The sequence below is a fragment of the Bacillus sp. FSL R5-0585 genome, from assembly GCF_038004545.1.
GTDB classification, from domain to species: domain Bacteria; phylum Bacillota; class Bacilli; order Bacillales; family Bacillaceae_G; genus Bacillus_A; species Bacillus_A cereus.
The window spans coordinates 330,736-351,482 of sequence record NZ_JBBORJ010000001.1 but is presented as its reverse complement, the minus strand read 5'-3'; the positions used below and the strand labels follow the sequence as shown (position 1 = coordinate 351,482).

Below are 20,747 nucleotides of genomic sequence, written 5' to 3'. Positions count from 1 at the left end.
GATAACCCATTTTTCATTCTTTACTTTCAAAAAAGAATTCATATTGTATTTTATATAATTCATCATCCGTTGGCTCTTCAAGAGGAATTGCTTGTAATACAACTGTATACTCACCATTTGGAATAGGTATTTGAAATTTATTAGAAAGAATACTCGTTATAACGATACTTTCATTTTCAACTGTAAAAGGAACCGTAATCGTTCTAACTACTTCTTCTTTTTCAATATGTTTCCCTGGGGTCACTTTCACTTCACAAGTATAATCAGAAAGTGCTTCAAAAATAACAGTTCCATCTGCCTTAGCATAACCTCTTTCAAAATCTTCATCAGTCCAATCTACATAAGGCTGCTCACCGTCATAGTTCATCAACATTAATTGCGAATAAGAAATCGTTAACTCCATAGTTCCCCTTCTCCTTCATTATGAAATATACAACTACTACTTCACTTCAAATTTTACTCGCGTACCATCTGGGTATTTATCTAACTTATTCCCTACCCAAGAGCCTGCTCCGCGGTTATCCGCCGGACTTATATATTCAATATGTGCTCCTTTTCCGCCTTCCTTGCACATCGCCATTGGCCATTCATCACGATCATACCCTTTTTTTGATGGATATGGTGCTAACGACAATTTCCTTCTATCTGCAGCACCACCACGATCGATTGTACAAACTTCTGAATGCCCTTCTCTTATAGCATCCGTAATATGTTTTCCTGTCTCTGGATAACGTTCTTTCGGAAATTCTAACACTTGATCATACGTATTCGTTTTCTTTACACTTGTTTCCTCTGGCACAAGTACTTCATAAACTGCTACTAAAATAGACAGAATTGCGATAATTGAAATGATAATACCTTTTAATTGCTTCATGTATACCTCCATGTTTCTACCAGTTTCTTTTCCTCCGTTATTATAACAAACTTCTCCTGTATATGTTTTCAGACATTATTTTAGTTATTCCTTGCCATTCCGCCAAAAATTTTCATTTTTTCACTAATGCTGTAGAAAACTAATAGCCTTCCGACATTCTTTTTCAAAGGAAGTCCTCATAAAAGATTGAAATGATATATACGATACTTTTTGGGGAGGAAATATGATGGAAGCTACCTATAAAACGAAAGATGTCACGAATAAAACAGGCATCCCAAAACATATAGTTCGCAAATATAGTCAACTGTTAGAGGAACATGGTTATATGATTTCCAAAACAGCTGATGCTCGTATTTATAAACTTGATGATTTAAAATTATTGAAATCTATACACGAAAGAGCTGCTACATTACAAGAAGATATTTCAGAAACGATACCGATTATTTTAAAAGAAAAAGAGGCCCCACCTGTACCAGTTATACAAGATAAGCAAGAGATACAAACGAAAGAAAAAGAAGATGGGCGTAACTTTGAGGAGTTCATGTTAAAACTTGAAATGCTAGCTCAATTAAATGAGGCAATTATTCATCAAAATTCTACTTTAATTACACAAAATCGTTTAAAGGATGAGAAACTAGACGAATTGATGCAACAAGTTTATGTAAAAGAAGGCTCTCAAGAAAAAATGCTTCAAGAGTTAGTCGATCACGCCGCTCAAACAGATGCACTGCAAAAAGAAAAGATGGACTTATTAATGAATCATATGTATAAACGAGAATCCAAACAGGAAGAAAAAATGAATAAACTTGTTAGTCAAATTTATAATAAAGACAGTAACCGTGATGCACAGCTTATGCAAGTTATTCGAGAAATTCAAGAAACAAAAAGAATGGTTGCTGCCTCAAAAGAGCAAAGCTTCTTTCAATCATTTAAAAGTTTATTTAGCCGAGCAAAACAAGAAAAAACAAATGAATAAACAATATAAAATAAAAAGTTACCTTTCATCGGTAACTTTTATTCCTTATTTTGTACAGCTGGTAATATAATAATTGCTTCAGTGCCTTTTCCACTTTCACTCTTATATTCCAATGTACCATTATGCGCTTGTAAAATACTAAATGTTACCATAAGTCCTAATCCTGTCCCTTTTTCTTTTAAAGAATAATATGGTTGCCCAAGCCTTGCTAACTGTTCTTTCGTCATACCAACACCACTATCTTTAACTCTTATTATGATTGTTTCATCTTTTTGAATAGCTGTTACTTTTAAATATCCTTTATTTCCTTGAATTGCTTCAATACCATTTTTAACAACATTCATAATAGCTTGCTTCAATTTTGTCTTATCACCAATCGTATAAAGACTTTCTGAAATTTCAACTTGTAAATATACACCTTGCATCGCTGCAAATGACGACATAAGAGTGGTCATTTCTATTAATTGGGCTGATAAACAAATGTGTTCTTTTTTCTCAATTTGCGGCCTTGCTAAATTTAAGTAATCTGAAATAATTTGTTCCGCCCGATCCAATTCAGCTAATACGAGACGCATATAATCCTTATTCTTCACATCTTCCGTACTTTCTAGCAATTGGATAAATCCACGAACAACAGTTAGTGGATTTCGAACTTCATGTGCCACACTTGCTGCTAACTCACTTACAATATTAAGCTTTTCTGATTTTTGCATCTCTGTACGTAGCAATGCATTTTCATTTAAATATTCAGTTAAATACACCTGGAATACCATTGTCATGACCATGATAAGCGAGGCAAATATAAATCCGCTATATATTTGCGAAATATACGGTGTAAATCCTGTTTCCAAAAGAACATTAATCATGCCTAATACTAAAGAAACAAGCACATAAAATGATGAAATCATAAATGCTAAAATTAATTTCTTATCCCTTGAAAAAAGAGACCATTTCTTTGATAAAAATAGCGGAACTATCAATAAAAATATTACTTCTAAAACTGGAAGAAAGCTCATTCCCTTTAGTAACCATTCGTATGCAACAAAAATAACCGCTGGGATTAAACCAACAATCCCACCATATAAAAAACCACTGACAATTGGAATGGGGTGAAAGTTATACCCACACACATTGCCAAAACAAATAGAGTATGTCATGGAGAGAACGAGCGTAACGCTAGATAAAAACATAATAAAGTAACGATTTGGCTTCGGAGGCATTTCTTGATAGCGATTTAAACGAATCGCTTCATATAAAAATAGTGGCAAAATTATGATGGCAATTTGAATCAATAAATCACGGATAAGCTCCATAACCTCTCATCCCCTATATGTATTTTGATATGATTATATCATTTTATAGGTGTATTTGTTTTAAAATTTTGATTTTTCTTAACATATTTGTTAATTCTTTGTTAACAACTCATAATAATTGTTACAGATTTTCGAAATGATTGTAAACCCTGTACCAAATTTCCTTCGTGCAGTATACAATGAATACGGATTACAAAGAAAATATAAAAATACTTTTTTAGACGGACAACTATAGCAAAATACAGCATATAATCCATACTATCTATGTTTACAAATAAGTGATCATTACTTTAGTAGGAGGAAGATAAATATGGCGGGTACTACGCTTGTTTTAAAAGAAGAAAATTTGGTTGTTCTAGAAAATGTTGAAAAATCAGTATATGAAGAGTTACAGCATAAAGCGGGAGAAGAAAACTGCACATGTGCTGTGAACGAATCAGTTGTTCACCTTGGCAAGGTATCCTCTGTACTCTGGAATGAAGATGAAATAGATTGGGAATACGGATATTAAAAAGTCGCTTATAGCGGCTTTTTTTCTCTTTTCTCTCTCTTTCTAAATAACATATACAAAGCGTAATCATAGAAAATATGATAAAATGAACTTAATTTTCAAACGGAAGAAAGGGAGATACAATGGAACAATTCATTAACCCTAGAGTGAAGGATATCCAAATTTCTGGAATCCGTCAATTCTCTAACATGATTCAAAACTATGATAATTTGATTTCTTTAACAATTGGACAACCCGATTTCCCTACACCTTCTCTCGTGAAAGAAGCGGCAAAACGGGCGATTACAGAAAACTATACAAGCTATACACATAACGCTGGTTTACTAGAATTACGTAAGGCAGCTTGTAACTTCGTAAAAGATAACTACGATTTACATTACTCACCTGAAAACGAAACCATCGTTACAATCGGTGCTAGCGAAGCAATTGATGTTGCATTCCGAACGATTTTAGAGCCAGGAACAGAAGTAATTTTACCTGCTCCTATTTATCCAGGTTACGAACCCATTATTCGATTATGCGGTGCAACGCCTATTTTTGTAGATGTTCGTGAAACTGGATTTCGTTTAACAGCTGAAGCGCTTAAAAATGCTATTACAGAAAAAACAAGATGTATCGTACTACCGTATCCTTCTAATCCAACTGGTGTAACTTTATCCACAGAAGAATTAAAAGATATTGTAGATGTTTTAAAAGATAAAAATATTTTCGTCCTTTCAGATGAAATTTATAGCGAGCTTGTATATGAACAAAAGCATACATCTATCGCACATTTCCCAGAAATGCGTGAAAAGACAATTGTCATTAACGGTTTATCTAAATCACATTCTATGACTGGCTGGCGTGTTGGACTTTTATTTGCACCAAGCTATTTAGCAGGACACATATTAAAAGTTCATCAATACAATGTAACGTGTGCTACTTCAATCGCTCAATACGCTGCAATTGAAGCATTAACAGCAGCTAAAGACGCACCAAAAATGATGCGCCACCAATATAAAAAACGCCGTGATTACGTATATAATAGACTCACTCAAATGGGATTAACAGTTGAAAAGCCAACAGGTGCATTTTACTTATTCCCATATGTTGGTCATTTGACATCTTCATCATTTGATTTTGCACTTGATCTTGTCAAAGAAGCGGGACTAGCTGTAGTTCCTGGAACAGCATTCTCTGAATACGGTGAAGGCTACCTTCGCTTGTCCTATGCGTATAGTATCGAAACTTTAAAAGAAGGCTGCGACCGATTAGAAGCCTTTCTAATGAAAAAAGCTAAGAGTTAAACTCTTAGCTTTTTTATGCATAATGATCACAAGTTTGACGTTTTAGTAATTTATGAGGAATAATGATACACTTTGCAGTGGATTCTGCATTCTCTACTTTATCAACTAAAGCTTTTGCCGCCTCATATCCTAGCTGATAAATATTCACATCAACTGTCGAAAGTGGAGGGCTCGCAATTTCCGATAATAAAGCATTATTAAAGCTTACAATAGAAACATCTTTCGGTACAACGAATCCTTTTTTAGAAAGAGCACTTAACACACCAAGTCCAATTAAGTCATCCGTTGCCATAATTGCCGTTGGCGGTTGCTGCAGTCCCATTAATTCCTCAACAGCTTGTTGACCACTTTCCCTCGAAAAATCAAAATGTAAAATATATTCTTTTGGTAATACAATGTCTGCTAATTTCAAGGCATCACTCATACCAGCTAAACGATCTCTCGTTACAAGTAAATCTGACCCACCACCAATGAACGCGATTTGTTTATGCCCTAATGAAATTAAATATTCTGCCACTTCTCTTGCAGCTGTATAATTGTCATTATCCACATATGTAATTTCATCTTTTCGATCATATGGTTTTCCTATTAAAACAAACGGGAAATTCTGTTCATGTAAATATTGAATAATCCGATCATTCTCCCTTGAATATAAAAGAATAATGCCACCAATTTGGCGTCCTTGTACCATCTTTACGACACCATTAAAAATTTCTTCTTCCGTTTCACCTGTCGACATGTAAAGCGCATAACCTTCTACGTGTGCAAATGAACTAATCCCTCTTATAACTTCTGGGAAAAATGGATTTTGAAAAGCTTTACTTGCAGAACTTGGCATAACAAGACCAAGTGTTTTCGTCGTTTGGTTCGCAAGATTTCTCGCATTTAAATTGGGATGATACCCTAATTCACTCATCACTTTCCTAACACGCCGCTTTGTCTTTTCACTTATACTTGGATTATCAGCAATTACACGAGAAACTGTTGATGGTGCAACATTCGCTTGCTTCGCCACATCTTTAATTGTAACTGTCATAAAAATCCCCCTCCTCTCATTTCTCTGCCATTTTTCATATATTTTATCTCGCACTCATTGCAAGTCATAAACTTTCATTTCTTATATCTTGCAAAACTAATCCTATTCTCCCTCTTCATGTATTGTAAGGGATATAGCTATTTTTTCCTATACTATAATATACTATTTATTTCACTTCTTTTCACATGTGATGTCAAATCTCTTTTCATCTCCCTATAAAGTTATTTATAGGGAGATGAAAAGAAAAATGGGACGTAATGTCCCATTTTTCATCCTTTTGTACCTCCAGCTGTTAAACCGGAAACAAAATATTTTTGTAGTGATAGGAATAAAATTGAAATCGGGATCGCAATTAACACAGAACCCGCTGCAAACGTTGTAAATTCATTACCGAATTTCTTCGCAACCATTTCATATAATCCAACTGCTAAAGTATAATTTTCTGGTGTTCGCAAAATGATACTCGCTAAAATGAAATCTGTAAATGGACCAATGAAAGTAAATAATGCTACAACCGCTACGATTGGCTTTGCAAGTGGCATAATGATTTGCCAGAAAATACGGAAATGCCCTGCTCCATCCATTCGAGCTGATTCATCCAACTCTTTCGGAATCGTATCAAAATACCCTTTCATAAGCCATGTATTCATCGGAATTGCTCCGCCCACATAAATTAAAATTAATGCAAGATGTGTATCAAGTAATCCTGTTAACTGAGCTAATATATATAGTGCGATTAACGCTGCAAAATTCGGGATCATTTGCAGAATTAAAAATGTTAATAAACCATTCTTTCTTCCAACAAAACGATATCTCGAAAATGCATAAGCAGTAAAACTAATGGCTAGTACAGAGAAAATCATCGTCATTACGCTAACTTTCAAAGTATTTTTATACCAAAGTAAGTAATTACTTGAATCGAGATCAAGTAGCTTGCGATAATGATCTAATGTAGCATTTTGTGGAATAATACTTGATCCAGATAAACTATCACCCGGATTAAACGATGAGCCAATAATCCATAATAACGGATAGAAAATGATGGCACACATTACGAAAATAACTAAATAACTTAATGAGAGACGTAACATCTTCTGTCTTTTAATATTCATTTACATCATATCCTCTTCTTGGAATGATTTTGTTCTCTTAAATTGCCATAACGCAACTGTAATAACAATTAACGATAATATCATTGTAAGAGCTGCTGCTTTTCCATACTGCGCTGAAGTCATCGTTAACTTATAAATCCATGAAATTAAAATATCCGTTCCACCTGCGTCTTGTCCAGCTACAGCAGGACCTCCACCGTTAAATAGATAGATGATACTAAAGTTATTAAAGTTAAACGTATATTGCGTAATTAATATTGGTGCTGTTGCATATAACACAAGTGGCAATGTAATTTTGCGAAACTGTTGCCAAGCTGTCGCTCCATCTACTGTAGCCGCTTCATATAATTCTCCCGGAATCGATTGCAGTATACCTGTTGTCATCGCAAAGATAAACGGGAACCCAAGCCACGTTTGAATCATAATTAAAGCAATCTTCGCCCAAAATGGATCTGTCATCCAAGCAATCTTTTCAATTCCGAATAAAGCTAATACTTGATTGTTAATCGCTCCGAATGTTTCATTAAACATACCAGAGAAAACAAGAATAGATACGAATGCTGGAACCGCCCACGGTAAAATGAAGATTGTTCGAATAATCGCCTTTCCTTTAATACCGGGCTGATTTACGATAATCGCTAAGAAAATACCAAGTGCAACTTGTAATGTTGTTGCAACGAATGTCCAAATAACAGTCCAAGAGAATACACTTACAAATGTCTCTCTCCACATCGGTAAAGTGAAAATATCAATAAAGTTTTTAAAGCCCACCCAATCTACTAATTTAGCTGGAGGAGAATGATATAAATCATAGTTTGTAAATCCAATTAAAATTACGAAGATGATTGGAAATACAACCACAAAGATAAGTAGTAGAAAACCTGGTGAAACCATTAAATAAGGAAAACCTTGATCTAACAAATTACGGTATTGCTCTTTTACAGAATTTAACGGTGTTCCGCTATCACGTTTCTTTCCATTTTGGTATGCATCATATAAGTTAAATGCATATATGCCGAGCCCAAAAGCGATAACGATAAGGGCCAAGATTCCTTCTACTAATAGAAAAACAGAATGGTCACGTGGAACTTCTGTACCAAGCGTTACAATACCCCATAATCCCATATTTAATAAATCAGCAAAGGCTACAATAAATGAACCTGTTAATACTAGAAAAATAAGACCTTTTACAAATTGTTTATTATACATTTGGCCCACGCCTGGAATGATTGATAACATGGTTGCTATTTTCCTATGCTTTGAATGGTTTAACCCATTTGCTGGTTCCATAGATGTTTGCATGTTCCTTCCCCCTTTTTTCTTCCTACATGGAAGGGAGAGAATTCGTGCCTCTCATATTCGAGGCACGAATTTCACCTTATTTTTTCTTGTTATGATTTGCCTCAATATTACCTTTAATTTGTTTCACTGCACTATCAAGCGCCGCTTTTGGTGCCTCTTTATCTGTAACAACTAATTGAAGCGCATCTCCAGCTGGTTTCCAAACTTCTTGCATTTCTGGAATGTTTGGCATTGGAATTCCATTTTCAGATTGCGTTGCAACTGCTTTTGCAGCTTCGTTATCTTTAATAATTGGATCTTCCATTACTGATTTTACTGGAGGAATTTCTTTTGTTTTCTCAAATCGAATTTTTGCGTTTTCTTCATTTGTTACCCACTCAGTGAATTTTGTAGCTAAATCATTTTGTTTAGAGAAACTTGTTACATGCCATCCTTTAACCCCAACAAACGTTTTCATTGGTTGACCATTTGGTAATTTCGGCATTGGAGCAACGCCATAATCAATCCCGTTCTTTTCCATTGCTTGGAACGCCCATGGGCCATTCATGATAGAAGCTGCTTTTCCTTCATTGAATAGTCCATCAGCAGCAGGCCCACCTGATTCACCGATAATACCTTTTGGGAATAATTTTTCCTTGTACCATTTTTGAAGATATTCAGCACCTTGTACTGCTCCGCTATTATTTAATCCAACATCACTTGCATTTGGCTTTCCATCTTTTTCACCAAATACATAACCGCCCATACCTGCCATGAATGCATTAGCAAAGTAGAAGTTATCTCCTAATGCTAAAAATCCGTACTTGCCATCTTTCGTAAATTCTTTTGAGAAGTTAAACAGCTCGTCCATCGTTTCTGGCGCTTTTGGCATTAGTTTTTTATTGTAAATAAAGACTGGTGTCTCAATTGCTTTTGGTAAACCATATAATTTCCCATTATATGTCTGTGCTTCTATTGATGAATTAGTAAATTTACTCTTTACAGCATCATCTGCTTTCACTTCAGAAAGTAAACCTTCTGTTACTGCATTTCCGATTTGATCGTGTGGCAATGTTACAACATCTGGTCCAGTCCCCGCTGGCCCATCAAGGCGTAACTTCTTCACTTGATCTGTCATTTGCATTTCAACAACTTTTACTTTTACTTTATATTTTTCCTCAAAGCTTTTCACTGCTGGTTCTAAACCAACACCTTTTTTATCATCTTCCCAAACAAGAAGATCATAGTCTTTTTTCGCTTTACTTTCCTCTTTTTTCCCTGAATCTTTCGGCCCACATGCAGATAACATACCAATAGATAATGCTGAAACCGTTAATAATGATAATGCTTTCTTCATCCCAAAAACCTCCCTAAATTGTCTATGTACCTCAGTAACTGAAAACGTTTGCATTTAATAGTTTAATTGAAGCGCAAACAATATCTCAATCTATGAAAACGTTTGCGCTATTTGTCTATCATTATACATTCTTTTATTCATTTTGCAAATATTAATTTAAAAATTATGTCATTATACTCTTTATACATTGACTTTATATGAAATGAATACTACTCTTATAAGCAATATTAAAGCTACGAGAAAGGCAATCGTTTGCAATATAGGCTTTATTATTACACTTAAGGGAATACTATGTATAGAGATATTGAAGGGGGATTTTCTATATGTTTAAAGAAGCCATTTATCATAGGCCGAAAGATAATTATGCATACGCTTATGATGAACAAACAATTCACATCCGAGTACGTACTAAGAGAGATGATATTCAAAGCGCCGATCTTATTTACGGTGATCCTTACGAATGGAAAGACGGGAAATGGATATCAGCAAGTACACCCATGAAAAAAACGGGTTCTACTGCATTATTTGATTATTGGTTCATTTCAATCGAACCAAAATTTAAGCGCTTACGTTATGGGTTTGAATTAAAATCTGAAACAGACACTCTTATTTATGCAGAGCGAGGATTCTTTTCTAGCATTCCAAATGATGATGTTGGTAACTTTTTCTGTTTTCCATTTATTCATGCAGATGATGTATTCAAAGCACCATCTTGGATTAAAGACACCATTTGGTATCAGATTTTCCCTGAGCGATTCGCTAATGGCGATAGTACGCTGAATCCAGAAAACACCCTCCCTTGGGGAAGTGCGAATCCAACTCCAACTAACTTTTTCGGCGGAGATTTTTCTGGTGTTATTCAAAACCTTGATTACCTTGTTAAGCTTGGCATTTCCGGAATATATTTCACACCTATTTTCAAAGCTCATTCAAACCATAAATATGACACAATTGACTATATGGAAATTGACCCACAATTTGGGACGAAAGAAACTTTTAAAGAGCTCGTTGAAGAATGTCATAAGCACGGTATAAAAGTAATGCTCGATGCTGTGTTTAATCATAGTGGATACTTTTTCGAGAAATTTCAAGACGTACTAGAGAATGGTGAGAAGTCCGCATATAAAGAGTGGTTCCACATTCATGAATTTCCGATTATAACAGAACCACTTCCAAATTATGATACTTTCGCCTTTACACCGTATATGCCAAAATTAAATACAGCTCATCCAGATGTAAAAGAATACTTACTTGAAGTAGGACGTTATTGGGTACGAGAATTCAATATAGATGGCTGGCGCCTTGATGTCGCCAATGAAGTCGATCACAACTTTTGGAGAGAATTCCGAACTGAAATAAAGACACTAAATCCTGAAGTATATATTTTGGGAGAAATTTGGCACGATGCCCTTCCGTGGCTACAAGGCGATCAATTTGATGCTGTCATGAGCTATCCTGTTACAAACGCTCTACTTTCTTACTTTGCTAACGATTCCATTAAAGCAAGTGAATTCATGAAGCAAATTACAGAATCTCTACATTCCTACTCTATGAATGTAAATGAAGCAGCATTTCATTTATTAGACAGCCATGATACTCCAAGAATTTTAACAACATGCAACGGAGATAAAAATAAGTTGAAATTGCTCTATGTATTCCATCTTTCTTTCATCGGCTCTCCTTGTATTTATTACGGAGATGAAATTGGTATGGATGGCGGCATGGACCCTGATTGCCGTAAATGTATGATTTGGGATACTAAAGAACAAGATCATGCATTATTTACCCATATACAAACATTGATTTTATTACGGAAACAACATAAAGCATTTGGAGGACATGGTACTTTTCAATTCATCGAAGCAAATGATGAACATAATTATATTTCTTATACGAAAACATATGAGGATGAAACTATCTTTTTCGTTTTAAACCCTACTAATAGTGAAGTTACAGTTTCACTCCCTCTTCATGTTACTGGTAAGAAAATAATTAACATTTATACAAACGAAGAATTTTCAGCAGAAGCAAGTGTATTACAAGTTACACTTCCTCCATATGGATTCTCCATATTAAAATGGTAATCCAAAAAAGCCTTATGCCAAGTTTGAAGTGGCATAAGGCTTTTTCTTATTTCAATTTGAACACTATCGCTTCATACGGACGTAATGGAATGTTATCTATTGATCCGATTTCTACATCGTAATTGTGTATAAATAACTCTGATTCACTATAACTAATATCCTTAGGCATTTCAAATACACTTTCATCCGCAGTAAAGTTTGCAATGACAAGTAGTTTTTCATCTCCATATGTTCTTACATAAGCAAAAATAGAAGGGTCATTATCTAATATTAAATCATATGATCCATACACAACTATTTCATTATTTTTGCGTAGTTCAATTAATTTCTTATAGTAATAAAAAATTGAACCTTCATCTTGGATTGCTTGTTTCACATTAATCTCTTTATAGTTAGGATTTACAGTAATCCAAGGTTCACCTTTTGTAAATCCAGCGTGATTCTGATCATTCCACTGCATCGGAGTTCTAGCATTATCACGACCCTTTATATAAATAGATTCCATTACTTTTTCTATATCTTCACCATGGTCTATCACTTTTTCTTTATACATATTTAACGTTTCAATATCTCGATATTCATCAATTGATTGGAACCGAACGTTCGTCATTCCGATTTCCTCTCCTTGATAAATATATGGCGTTCCTTTCATCATATGAAGAACTGTCGCTAACATTTTTGCTGATTCAATGCGATACATTCCATCATTACCAAAACGAGATACAACGCGAGGCTGATCATGATTATTCCAATAAAGGCTATTCCATCCGGTATGCTCTAATGCTTTTTGCCACTTTGTTAAATTCTCTTTTAAAGTAAGAAGTGAGCATGGTTTTACATCCCACTTTCCACCTTCTCCTGAATCTAAATCCATATGTTCAAATTGGAATACCATTTGCAATTCTTTTCGTTCTTCTCCAGTATACAATTTCGCTTCTTCTGTCGTTACACCAGGCATTTCACCAACCGTCATAATATCATAATGCGATAATACTTCCTCATTCATTTCATGTAAATATTTATGAATGTTTGGACCGTTCATAAAATGCTTATGACCTGAAACATACCCCTCTTCTTCTGTTTCAACAGCTGGTAATCCCTCTTCTTTAGAAATAAAATTAATAACATCCATACGGAAGCCATCAATTCCTTTTTCTAACCAAAACTTCATCATTTCATAAACATCTTGTCTTACCTTTTCATTATCCCAATTTAAATCTGGCTGTTTTTTAGAAAACAGATGTAAATAATATTCATCTGTCATTTCATCATACTGCCATGCTGATCCACTAAACGCTGCTCCCCAGTTATTCGGCTCTTTTCCTTCTTTTCCAGGGCGCCATATATAGTAATCTCTATATTTATTATCTTTTGATTTACGTGATTCAATAAACCAATTATGTTCATCCGAAGTATGATTAACAACTAAGTCCATCATAAGTTTCATATTACGTTCATGCATTTCATGTAATAGCTCATCCCAATCTTCCATTGTTCCGAACTCGTTCATAATTTTACAATAATCGCTTATATCATAACCATTATCATCATTTGGAGATTCATAGACTGGTGATAACCAAATCACATCAATCCCTAACTCTTTTAAGTAATCTAGCTTTGAAATAATCCCTTGAAGATCTCCTATACCATCACCATTACTATCCATAAAGCTACGAGGATAAATTTGATATACTACACTTTCTTTCCACCATTGTTTTTCCATTATGCTACCCCATTTCATTCATCATTCATTTTTCTCTTTTTTAAGGCGCAAACGTTTTCATTAATGAATGATAACAGATTCTATCTCAATTTAAAATAGCGCTTACAATTTTTATTGTTCTTTTTCTAAGAAAACATATGAAAACCACTAATAAATCTCCAATAAATGAAAACGTTTTATTTTTTTATTTATTTTTTGAATCTATTCGTTTATAATGAACTCAAAGAAAACGTTTGCATAATTATTTCTAGGGGGAAATACCATGGCAGAACTTAAATTAGAAAACATTTATAAAATATATGATAATAACGTAACAGCTGTAACTGATTTTAATTTACACATTCAAGATAAAGAATTTATTGTATTTGTCGGTCCTTCTGGATGCGGAAAATCTACAACATTACGAATGGTAGCTGGACTTGAAGATATTTCAAAAGGCGAGTTTTCAATTGATGGTAAACTAATGAATGATGTTCCTCCAAAAGATCGAGATATCGCTATGGTATTCCAAAACTACGCTCTTTATCCACATATGAGTGTATATGATAATATGGCATTTGGATTAAAACTTCGAAAAATACCAAAAGATGAAATCGATCGTCGTGTGAAAGATGCAGCAAAAATTTTAGGACTTGAACAATATTTAGATAGAAAACCGAAAGCATTATCAGGTGGACAGCGCCAACGTGTTGCTTTAGGTAGAGCAATCGTTCGAGATGCAAAAGTTTTCTTAATGGATGAACCATTATCAAACTTAGATGCTAAACTCCGTGTTGCAATGCGCTCAGAAATTTCTAAGCTACATCATCGTCTTGGAACAACAACAATTTATGTAACACATGATCAAACAGAAGCAATGACTATGGCTTCGCGTCTTGTCGTTATGAAGGATGGAAAAATCCAACAAATTGGAACTCCAAAAGAAGTATATGAAACACCAGAAAACATTTTCGTGGGTGGATTTATCGGCTCACCAGCTATGAACTTCTTCCGTGGTAAATTGACTGAAACCGATTTCGTTATAGACAATACTATAAAAATTAAAGTATCTGAAGGAAAAATGAAGATGCTACGTGAACAAGGCTATGTAAATAAGGAAATTGTTTTAGGTATTCGTCCAGAGGACATTCATGATGAACTACTATTTTTAGAAGCTTCACAATCTACTGCCTTCACAACAAAAATTGAAGTTGCTGAGTTATTAGGTGCTGAATCCATTTTATATATGAAACTTGGGAATCAAGATTTTGCGGCACGTGTAGATGCAAGACATACGTTTTCACCTGGTGACCAAATTAAATTAGCATTTGATATGAATAAAGCGCATTTCTTTGATAACCAAACTGAACAACGTATTCGCTAAAAAATTTATCTTTACTATACACATACAAAAAACCGTCCACATATATTGAGGGCGGTTTTCATTATTATACTAGGGCTTCTACTGTATGAAATGATTGTCCTTTCGTGCTAATAATACCGAAAATCGGTAAATCACTAAGCACCACTTCTTCTTGCTGTTTCATAAAAGATGACGTTAATTGTTTTATCTCTATCCAAACGTCATTAATACAAAGTACATTGGAATCGTTCTCTTGTTGGCGAGAAAAAATAGAATCTATTTTATATAAACCAGCATTTTGAAAAAGCATATCAATGCGACTGAATGCATTCAAAGTAATGCTAATAACGCGTTGCCAATCTCCTTGCTTTCCCATATCATAGGATACAAAAAGTGCTTCTCCGCCTAGATTCATAATTTCCTCCACTGTTGCTTGTCCACTCTCTTGATCAATGTCCGTCACAATAACTTTTGCGCCTTGTTTAGCCAACAAAAGAGCTGTATTACGTCCAATACCGATGCCACCGCCAGTTACGATAGCAACTTTTCCTGCAAGCTTCATTTTCATTACCCCTTCTATAAGTCTTACCGTCATTCAGTATACTCCTTTATAAGATTAATCTGCAAGCAAGAAAAATTGCTATTTAATTTGTAAACGTTTACTTTTTATCCTTCTTTTTTCTTATTATTACGCTGATCGAAAACTAGACCGATAAAAATGAGAATACCCCAAAAAATTATGCTACCTCCTGTCATTTTAACTTCCCCCTTATTATATAAAGTGAAATTTTACTCAGCCCCAATATGGCGGAATAAAGATATTATTTTTAATCATTATATCATTTTCTTAATTTTCAATCTATTACAAATAGAAATAATACATTTTGGCTTTTCCTTACTGTAAACATTCCCCATATACTTATAAAATCAAAAAGACCCTTTTATATATAAAAAGGTCTTTTTTTCATTATACAAGACTTATTACTTTCGTTTTTGTAATTAAATCCTGAAAACCACAATTATCTTTGCGGAACAACATCATATATACATTACATATTAATGGAATTCCTAATAGCAATACGTTCGGTAATAACACTACAAAAAATCTTATAATTAATGTTTGCAATGTTAGCTTTTCACTCTTCAATGAAATTAGTTTTATTCTCGTTATCTTTTTTCCAAGTGTAACACCGTTCCAAAGAAAGGGTAATACAATAAAATATATCGCCATTAATATGAAAACTACTGCAAAATCATATCTAAAATCACCTAAGCTTATATTAAAGCGCTTAAACATAGCACTATAGTTTCCGGTCATAATAGCTACTACTGCACCATACATAACCGAGATTAAAAACATGTCAATTAGGGAAGCACCTATGCGATTCATTACAAGCGCTGGACGATGCATCTTTAACTTCATTTTATGTCGACTCCTTCATATCCTTCTTTACCCGTCTCATCGTACCACTTCTAAAAAACATTGTAAACTAGCGTTTCTCTTACTTTTCTTGTACAATTTGTTACAATAGCATTATAAAGGAGGTTCCCATATTGAAAAAATGGATAATCCTATTCGTCGCCTTCCTATTAACTGGTTGTGCAGGAAACACAAGTCACTTAACTTATATGGTTAACGATGAATACGAACTCATACGTACTTCTGGAAATGCATTTGAACTTTTCCCCTCGCAAGATGCTGTATATGCCACACAATACATCCCTGCAAAAATTACAGACATTGCTTGGGATGATAAATACATTATTGCAAAACAAACTGAGGAAAAATCAGATCCAAATAACCCTGACGCAGCAATTGCAAATAAAAAAAGTGAACATTATTGGATTATTGATGTAAAGCACAATAAACGTTTCGGTCCCTACAATGAAAAGCAATTTAATGAACAAAAAGATGCGTTTAAAATTAAGGTGCCTTTTCAAAATGTAGATTCATACATAAAAGAAATAAAAAAACAGTCAGCATAATATTTGTATGCTGACTGTTTTGTCTTACATTATTTTAGTGAGATGTTAAACGTTTGTGGCTCTTTTACAACATCTTGTGTTTCTGAATCTCCTGCAAGTAAATCATCAGTTGTAAACTGAATATCCTTTACCTTGTCTTTTCCATCGTCAAGTATTAAACCAATAATACCATCTCTTATTTCACCAGGCTTATAGTCTTCTCTTGATACATTTTTTGTACCAACTAACGTATCTTCGTCATATAAAAAGTTTTGAGTGGCTACTTTAAAATGTTGCTTACCATTAATCATAACATCATTCATAGAGAAAAATTGCATATTTTTATTTCCGCTATTCTCCACTTTATATGTAATCTCAACGTAACGAATTGTATTACTAATCTCTGTTCCACTTAGCGATGCATATAATTCTGCATCTTCTTGGCTTACTTTATCCCCTAATCTACGTTTTACTTCTTCAGGAGTTAGTGCCGTATATACTTTCAATGTATTTTTTGCCTTTTCACTCATTTGTGATAAAGAGATTACTTTCACATCTTGTACGTGAATTTTCATTGGCGCTACTTCAAATGTTTGATTCACAGAATGCATCTGCTCTAACTTGAAAGTACCCCATCCTGTTTCTTTCACTTTTTGTCCTACTTTTTTCAGCTCACGCCCACCATATTCTTTCGTTTCAGGAATAGATTCTTTCTTCTTCGGTTCAGCTTTCTTTTCTTCTTGATGGAAGCAACCACTTAACATAAGAAGAAAACTACATAAAACAAAAATACTTTTCCATGCTTTCATCATTTCATTTCTCCTAACGCTATCATTCATGAATATAAAATTAGTCCCTTGCTTTGTAAACTATAGAAACAATGACAATTCCACAAAATGAACTTGTCAATCCAGATACTATTATACCTCCAATTTGGAAAATATGAAAATAGGGATCTAGGAACGCATGCACGATAAATATAAAAGCTGTCACAATGATTATCGAAACCCAATACTTTCTTTTTTCTAAAGCTACAATCATATCTTTCCCTGTTTCATCTTTATACTTCCATAGTACGTATAATAGCAATAATAAGCCAACACATGTACTCCCATGTTGCATATATTTATACAATGGAATACTGCGTAATTCAATTTGTAACAATGCTATTTTCATAACGAAATAGCCTGTATTATGAGTAAATGCATCCCAAACAACATGCGTGAGCATACCGAATAATGCAGAATAGCAAAATACAAAGAATTCTTTCCAGATATGTAGCCCCCACCTCTCATCTATTGCATATGAATAATAACCAGCAAACGGTTTAGGCAAATGCGTTATAAACGGCTTTTTTAAAATGTAATGATATATGTATGCGATTAGAAATACAAGCGGTAAATTTAAATATAAGAACCCAAGCCATGTATGGCCAATAACACCATAGGGTCTAAAGTGCAAAAAATATTCAAAATCAGGCGCCATACTACCTAATATAAGAGCCGTTACTGAAATATGTTTAGAATGCTTTTTCGCAAAAGGAAGAACTGCTGCTGGATGTGCAAATGTAAACGGCATACTTTAACTCCTTCTCACATTTTCAATAGAATACCATATATCATAACGAGAGAATGGATCTTCATGCAATATTTATTTTCACATTGGAATATGATAGTTTAAATGATATAATCCACATAAAATATTCAGAAAACAAGAAGGGATTCAGGTGTCATTAACACTTGTATTTGCTGCCTTTTTAAATTCAAAATCCGTTATGAATTGAGGTTTATATATTGATTGACGTACCCTTTTTACAAAATGTCACATTAAAAAAAGAAAATATCCCTAGTTTTTCCGCATATCCTTACTGCTTACCCGCTATTCGAACATTACAATCACTAGCTTTCCATCCAAATGTAACATTCATTATTGGAGAAAACGGAACAGGTAAATCAACATTACTTGAAGGAATTGCAATTGCGTTAGGTTTTAATGCAGAAGGTGGAACGAAGAACTTCCGCTTTAGCACAAACGATTCCCATTCATCTTTACATGAATACCTTCGCATTTCAAAAAGTTTCAATACACCAAACGACGGTTTCTTTCTTCGCGCTGAATCATTTTATAACGTTGCTTCTTATATTGATGAAATAGATGCTGATAGAGAAGCACGTGGGAATCCGGTTATCAACTCTTATGGTGGTATCTCACTACACAAACAATCACACGGTGAATCATTCTTCTCATTATTTATGAACCGTTTTTCAGGACAAGGTTTATACATTTTAGATGAGCCTGAGGCAGCTTTATCACCAATGAGACAACTTTCCATGCTCATTCGAATGCACGAACTAGCTGAACAAGGTTCACAATTTGTTATCGCGACGCATTCTCCTATTTTAATGGCTTATCCTGAATCCACTATATATTCTTTAACACAAGAGGGAATTCACGAATCCACATTAGAAGAAACTGAGCATTACCAAACGACGAAACTTTTCTTTGAAAATCGCGATCGATTATTCCATCATCTATTTGAGTCGTAAAAAAAGAAGCAGCAATAGCTGCTTCTTTTTTATAGTGCTTCTATAAATAAGGCAACCCCGATACCGCCACCGACGCATAAAGAGGCAATTCCTTTTTCTAACCCACGTCTTTTTAATTCGTGAATTAAACTTACTGTAATACGAGCCCCTGTACAACCAATTGGATGCCCAAGTCCTACGCCACTACCGTTTACGTTCACTTTTTCACGGTCTAAGCCTAACTCTTTCTCTACAGCTAAATATTGAGCCGCGAAAGCTTCATTAATTTCAAGTAAATCTGCATCTTCCAATGACCAATCTACTTTTTCTAAACCTTTACGAATTGCTGGTGCTGGTCCAATACCCATAATTTTTGGATCTACTCCAGCTACTGAATATCCAACAATTCTAGCTAACGGTTGTAAACCTTTTTCTTTCGCTTTTTCTTCGCTCATTAATACTAGAACTGCACTCCCGTCATTAAGGCCAGATGCATTTCCAGCAGTCACTGATCCATCTTTACGGAATGCCGGCTTCAATCCAGCTAATTTTTCAGCTGTAATATCTGCACGTGGATGTTCATCCTTCGAAAATACAACTTCTTTTCTACGCTCTTTTATTGTAATAGGAACAATTTGATCGTCAAAGTATCCAGACTCGATTGCCTTCAGTGCCAATGTATGACTGCGAAGAGCAACTTCATCTTGTTCCTCTCTTGTAATTTCATATTGTTCAACTAAATTTTCCGCTGTTTCACCCATCATAATATGGTGAATCGGATCTTCTAACACTTCCCACACCGTATCACGAATTTCTCCGTGCTGTAGACGTTGTCCCCAGCGGTGCTGTTTCAATGCATAAGGGCTCGAACTCATCGCTTCTACCCCACCTGCAACAACAACATCACTTACACCTAATTGGATTTGCATTGCAGCTGACATAATTGCTTGCATACCTGAAGAACATTGACGTTGGATTGTATATCCCGTAACTGTGTCAGGAAATCCTGCCGCTAATGCAGCTGTTCTCGCCGTATTTGCTTCATCAGTTCTTTGAATACAATGACCTAAAATTACTTCATCAACTTCATGTGGTTCTACCCCGCCTCGTTTTACAGCTTCCTGAAGTACAGGAACAGCTAATTCTACTGGCGTTACATTTTTTAGCGCTCCTCCAAAAGTTCCAATTGGCGAACGAACTGCAGCTGTAATAACAACATTATGCATTTTGCACTTGCCCCTCTCTTATGTACCCTAGTCAGTTTTTAGGTGAAATTCCATAAGATGTATATCTATAACTATCATACTATAAACATACTAAAAAATCAAAATATTTAATATAATAAAAATAGAAGGAATTAAC

At 34.5% G+C, this 20,747-nt stretch carries 21 protein-coding genes; 7 read left to right on the top strand and 14 right to left on the bottom strand.

The features are described from left to right. Positions 1 to 13: 13 nt before the first annotated feature. On the bottom strand, positions 14 to 403 hold the full coding sequence (gene comJ, locus MKY38_RS01980) for a competence protein ComJ (RefSeq protein ID WP_000424030.1): 390 nt from the start codon (positions 401 to 403) through the stop codon (positions 14 to 16). 36 nt (positions 404 to 439) lie between these two features. Continuing rightward, on the bottom strand, positions 440 to 874 hold the full coding sequence (gene nucA, locus MKY38_RS01975) for a DNA-entry nuclease (protein ID WP_065222939.1): 435 nt from the start codon (positions 872 to 874) through the stop codon (positions 440 to 442). Between the two features lie 226 nt (positions 875 to 1,100). Between nucA and MKY38_RS01970 the strand changes: the two genes are divergently transcribed. Next, complete coding sequence (locus MKY38_RS01970) at positions 1,101 to 1,850, top strand: DUF3967 domain-containing protein (RefSeq protein ID WP_000388471.1); 750 nt, start codon at positions 1,101 to 1,103, stop codon at positions 1,848 to 1,850. Between the two features lie 38 nt (positions 1,851 to 1,888). Here MKY38_RS01970 and kinB read toward each other — a convergent pair whose 3' ends face one another. Further along, positions 1,889 to 3,163, bottom strand: coding sequence for a sporulation sensor histidine kinase KinB (gene kinB / locus MKY38_RS01965; protein WP_000420369.1), 1,275 nt, complete (start codon positions 3,161 to 3,163; stop codon positions 1,889 to 1,891). A 310-nt stretch (positions 3,164 to 3,473) separates the two neighbouring features. On the opposite strand from kinB, the gene MKY38_RS01960 reads away from it, so the two are divergent. Further along, entirely contained in the window at positions 3,474 to 3,674 is a 201-nt protein-coding gene (locus tag MKY38_RS01960; protein WP_000929280.1) for a hypothetical protein, read from the top strand. A gap of 122 nt (positions 3,675 to 3,796) precedes the next feature. After that, positions 3,797 to 4,960, top strand: coding sequence for an aminotransferase A (locus MKY38_RS01955; RefSeq protein WP_000434578.1), 1,164 nt, complete (start codon positions 3,797 to 3,799; stop codon positions 4,958 to 4,960). 13 nt (positions 4,961 to 4,973) lie between these two features. Here MKY38_RS01955 and malR read toward each other — a convergent pair whose 3' ends face one another. The 4 genes from malR to MKY38_RS01935 all read right to left on the bottom strand — a co-directional run bounded on the left by malR (position 4,974) and on the right by MKY38_RS01935 (position 9,746). Further along, positions 4,974 to 5,996: a maltose operon transcriptional repressor MalR gene (gene malR / locus MKY38_RS01950; RefSeq protein WP_000219053.1), complete on the bottom strand. Its 1,023-nt coding sequence runs from the start codon at positions 5,994 to 5,996 to the stop codon at positions 4,974 to 4,976. A gap of 269 nt (positions 5,997 to 6,265) precedes the next feature. After that, positions 6,266 to 7,108, bottom strand: coding sequence for a maltosaccharide ABC transporter permease MalD (gene malD, locus MKY38_RS01945; RefSeq protein WP_341047936.1), 843 nt, complete (start codon positions 7,106 to 7,108; stop codon positions 6,266 to 6,268). Beyond that, positions 7,109 to 8,410: a maltosaccharide ABC transporter permease MalC gene (gene malC / locus MKY38_RS01940; RefSeq protein ID WP_070179473.1), complete on the bottom strand. Its 1,302-nt coding sequence runs from the start codon at positions 8,408 to 8,410 to the stop codon at positions 7,109 to 7,111. A gap of 76 nt (positions 8,411 to 8,486) precedes the next feature. Then, positions 8,487 to 9,746 carry an extracellular solute-binding protein gene (locus tag MKY38_RS01935; protein WP_000709923.1) on the bottom strand — a complete coding sequence of 420 codons (1,260 nt, stop codon included), beginning with the start codon at positions 9,744 to 9,746 and terminating at the stop codon, positions 8,487 to 8,489. Between the two features lie 323 nt (positions 9,747 to 10,069). Here MKY38_RS01935 and MKY38_RS01930 point away from each other — a divergent pair, with 323 nt between their 5' ends. After that, positions 10,070 to 11,830: an alpha-glycosidase gene (locus MKY38_RS01930; RefSeq protein ID WP_000471775.1), complete on the top strand. Its 1,761-nt coding sequence runs from the start codon at positions 10,070 to 10,072 to the stop codon at positions 11,828 to 11,830. A 46-nt stretch (positions 11,831 to 11,876) separates the two neighbouring features. On the opposite strand, the gene malL is transcribed toward MKY38_RS01930, so the two are convergent. Then, positions 11,877 to 13,553 (bottom strand): oligo-1,6-glucosidase, encoded by a 1,677-nt coding sequence (gene malL / locus MKY38_RS01925; protein WP_000415178.1) that lies wholly within the window; start codon positions 13,551 to 13,553, stop codon positions 11,877 to 11,879. Positions 13,554 to 13,815: 262 nt separating this feature from the next. Here malL and MKY38_RS01920 point away from each other — a divergent pair, with 262 nt between their 5' ends. Next, positions 13,816 to 14,916: an ABC transporter ATP-binding protein gene (locus MKY38_RS01920; protein WP_000818931.1), complete on the top strand. Its 1,101-nt coding sequence runs from the start codon at positions 13,816 to 13,818 to the stop codon at positions 14,914 to 14,916. Positions 14,917 to 14,980: 64 nt separating this feature from the next. Here MKY38_RS01920 and MKY38_RS01915 read toward each other — a convergent pair whose 3' ends face one another. The 3 genes from MKY38_RS01915 to MKY38_RS01905 all read right to left on the bottom strand — a co-directional run bounded on the left by MKY38_RS01915 (position 14,981) and on the right by MKY38_RS01905 (position 16,318). Continuing rightward, positions 14,981 to 15,490 carry an SDR family NAD(P)-dependent oxidoreductase gene (locus MKY38_RS01915; RefSeq protein WP_000218410.1) on the bottom strand — a complete coding sequence of 170 codons (510 nt, stop codon included), beginning with the start codon at positions 15,488 to 15,490 and terminating at the stop codon, positions 14,981 to 14,983. A gap of 71 nt (positions 15,491 to 15,561) precedes the next feature. After that, complete coding sequence (locus MKY38_RS01910; protein ID WP_000145636.1) at positions 15,562 to 15,651, bottom strand: hypothetical protein; 90 nt, start codon at positions 15,649 to 15,651, stop codon at positions 15,562 to 15,564. Positions 15,652 to 15,862: 211 nt separating this feature from the next. Continuing rightward, complete coding sequence (locus tag MKY38_RS01905) at positions 15,863 to 16,318, bottom strand: RDD family protein (RefSeq protein WP_000769082.1); 456 nt, start codon at positions 16,316 to 16,318, stop codon at positions 15,863 to 15,865. 131 nt (positions 16,319 to 16,449) lie between these two features. Here MKY38_RS01905 and MKY38_RS01900 point away from each other — a divergent pair, with 131 nt between their 5' ends. Beyond that, a complete protein-coding gene (locus tag MKY38_RS01900; RefSeq protein WP_000758787.1) occupies positions 16,450 to 16,881 on the top strand; it encodes a DUF3997 domain-containing protein in 432 nt (143 codons plus the stop codon). Positions 16,882 to 16,910: 29 nt separating this feature from the next. Here the strand turns inward: MKY38_RS01900 and MKY38_RS01895 are convergent, their stop codons facing one another. Continuing rightward, on the bottom strand, positions 16,911 to 17,672 hold the full coding sequence (locus MKY38_RS01895) for a hypothetical protein (protein WP_000973899.1): 762 nt from the start codon (positions 17,670 to 17,672) through the stop codon (positions 16,911 to 16,913). 37 nt (positions 17,673 to 17,709) lie between these two features. Further along, positions 17,710 to 18,438: a DUF4184 family protein gene (locus MKY38_RS01890; RefSeq protein ID WP_341047934.1), complete on the bottom strand. Its 729-nt coding sequence runs from the start codon at positions 18,436 to 18,438 to the stop codon at positions 17,710 to 17,712. Between the two features lie 215 nt (positions 18,439 to 18,653). Between MKY38_RS01890 and MKY38_RS01885 the strand changes: the two genes are divergently transcribed. Continuing rightward, the gene (locus tag MKY38_RS01885) at positions 18,654 to 19,406 is read left to right on the top strand and encodes an AAA family ATPase (protein WP_000567998.1); all 753 of its coding nucleotides are present in this window, start codon (positions 18,654 to 18,656) and stop codon (positions 19,404 to 19,406) included. A gap of 29 nt (positions 19,407 to 19,435) precedes the next feature. On the opposite strand, the gene MKY38_RS01880 is transcribed toward MKY38_RS01885, so the two are convergent. After that, positions 19,436 to 20,611: an acetyl-CoA C-acetyltransferase gene (locus MKY38_RS01880; protein ID WP_000552078.1), complete on the bottom strand. Its 1,176-nt coding sequence runs from the start codon at positions 20,609 to 20,611 to the stop codon at positions 19,436 to 19,438. Between the last annotated feature and the right edge of the window lie 136 nt (positions 20,612 to 20,747).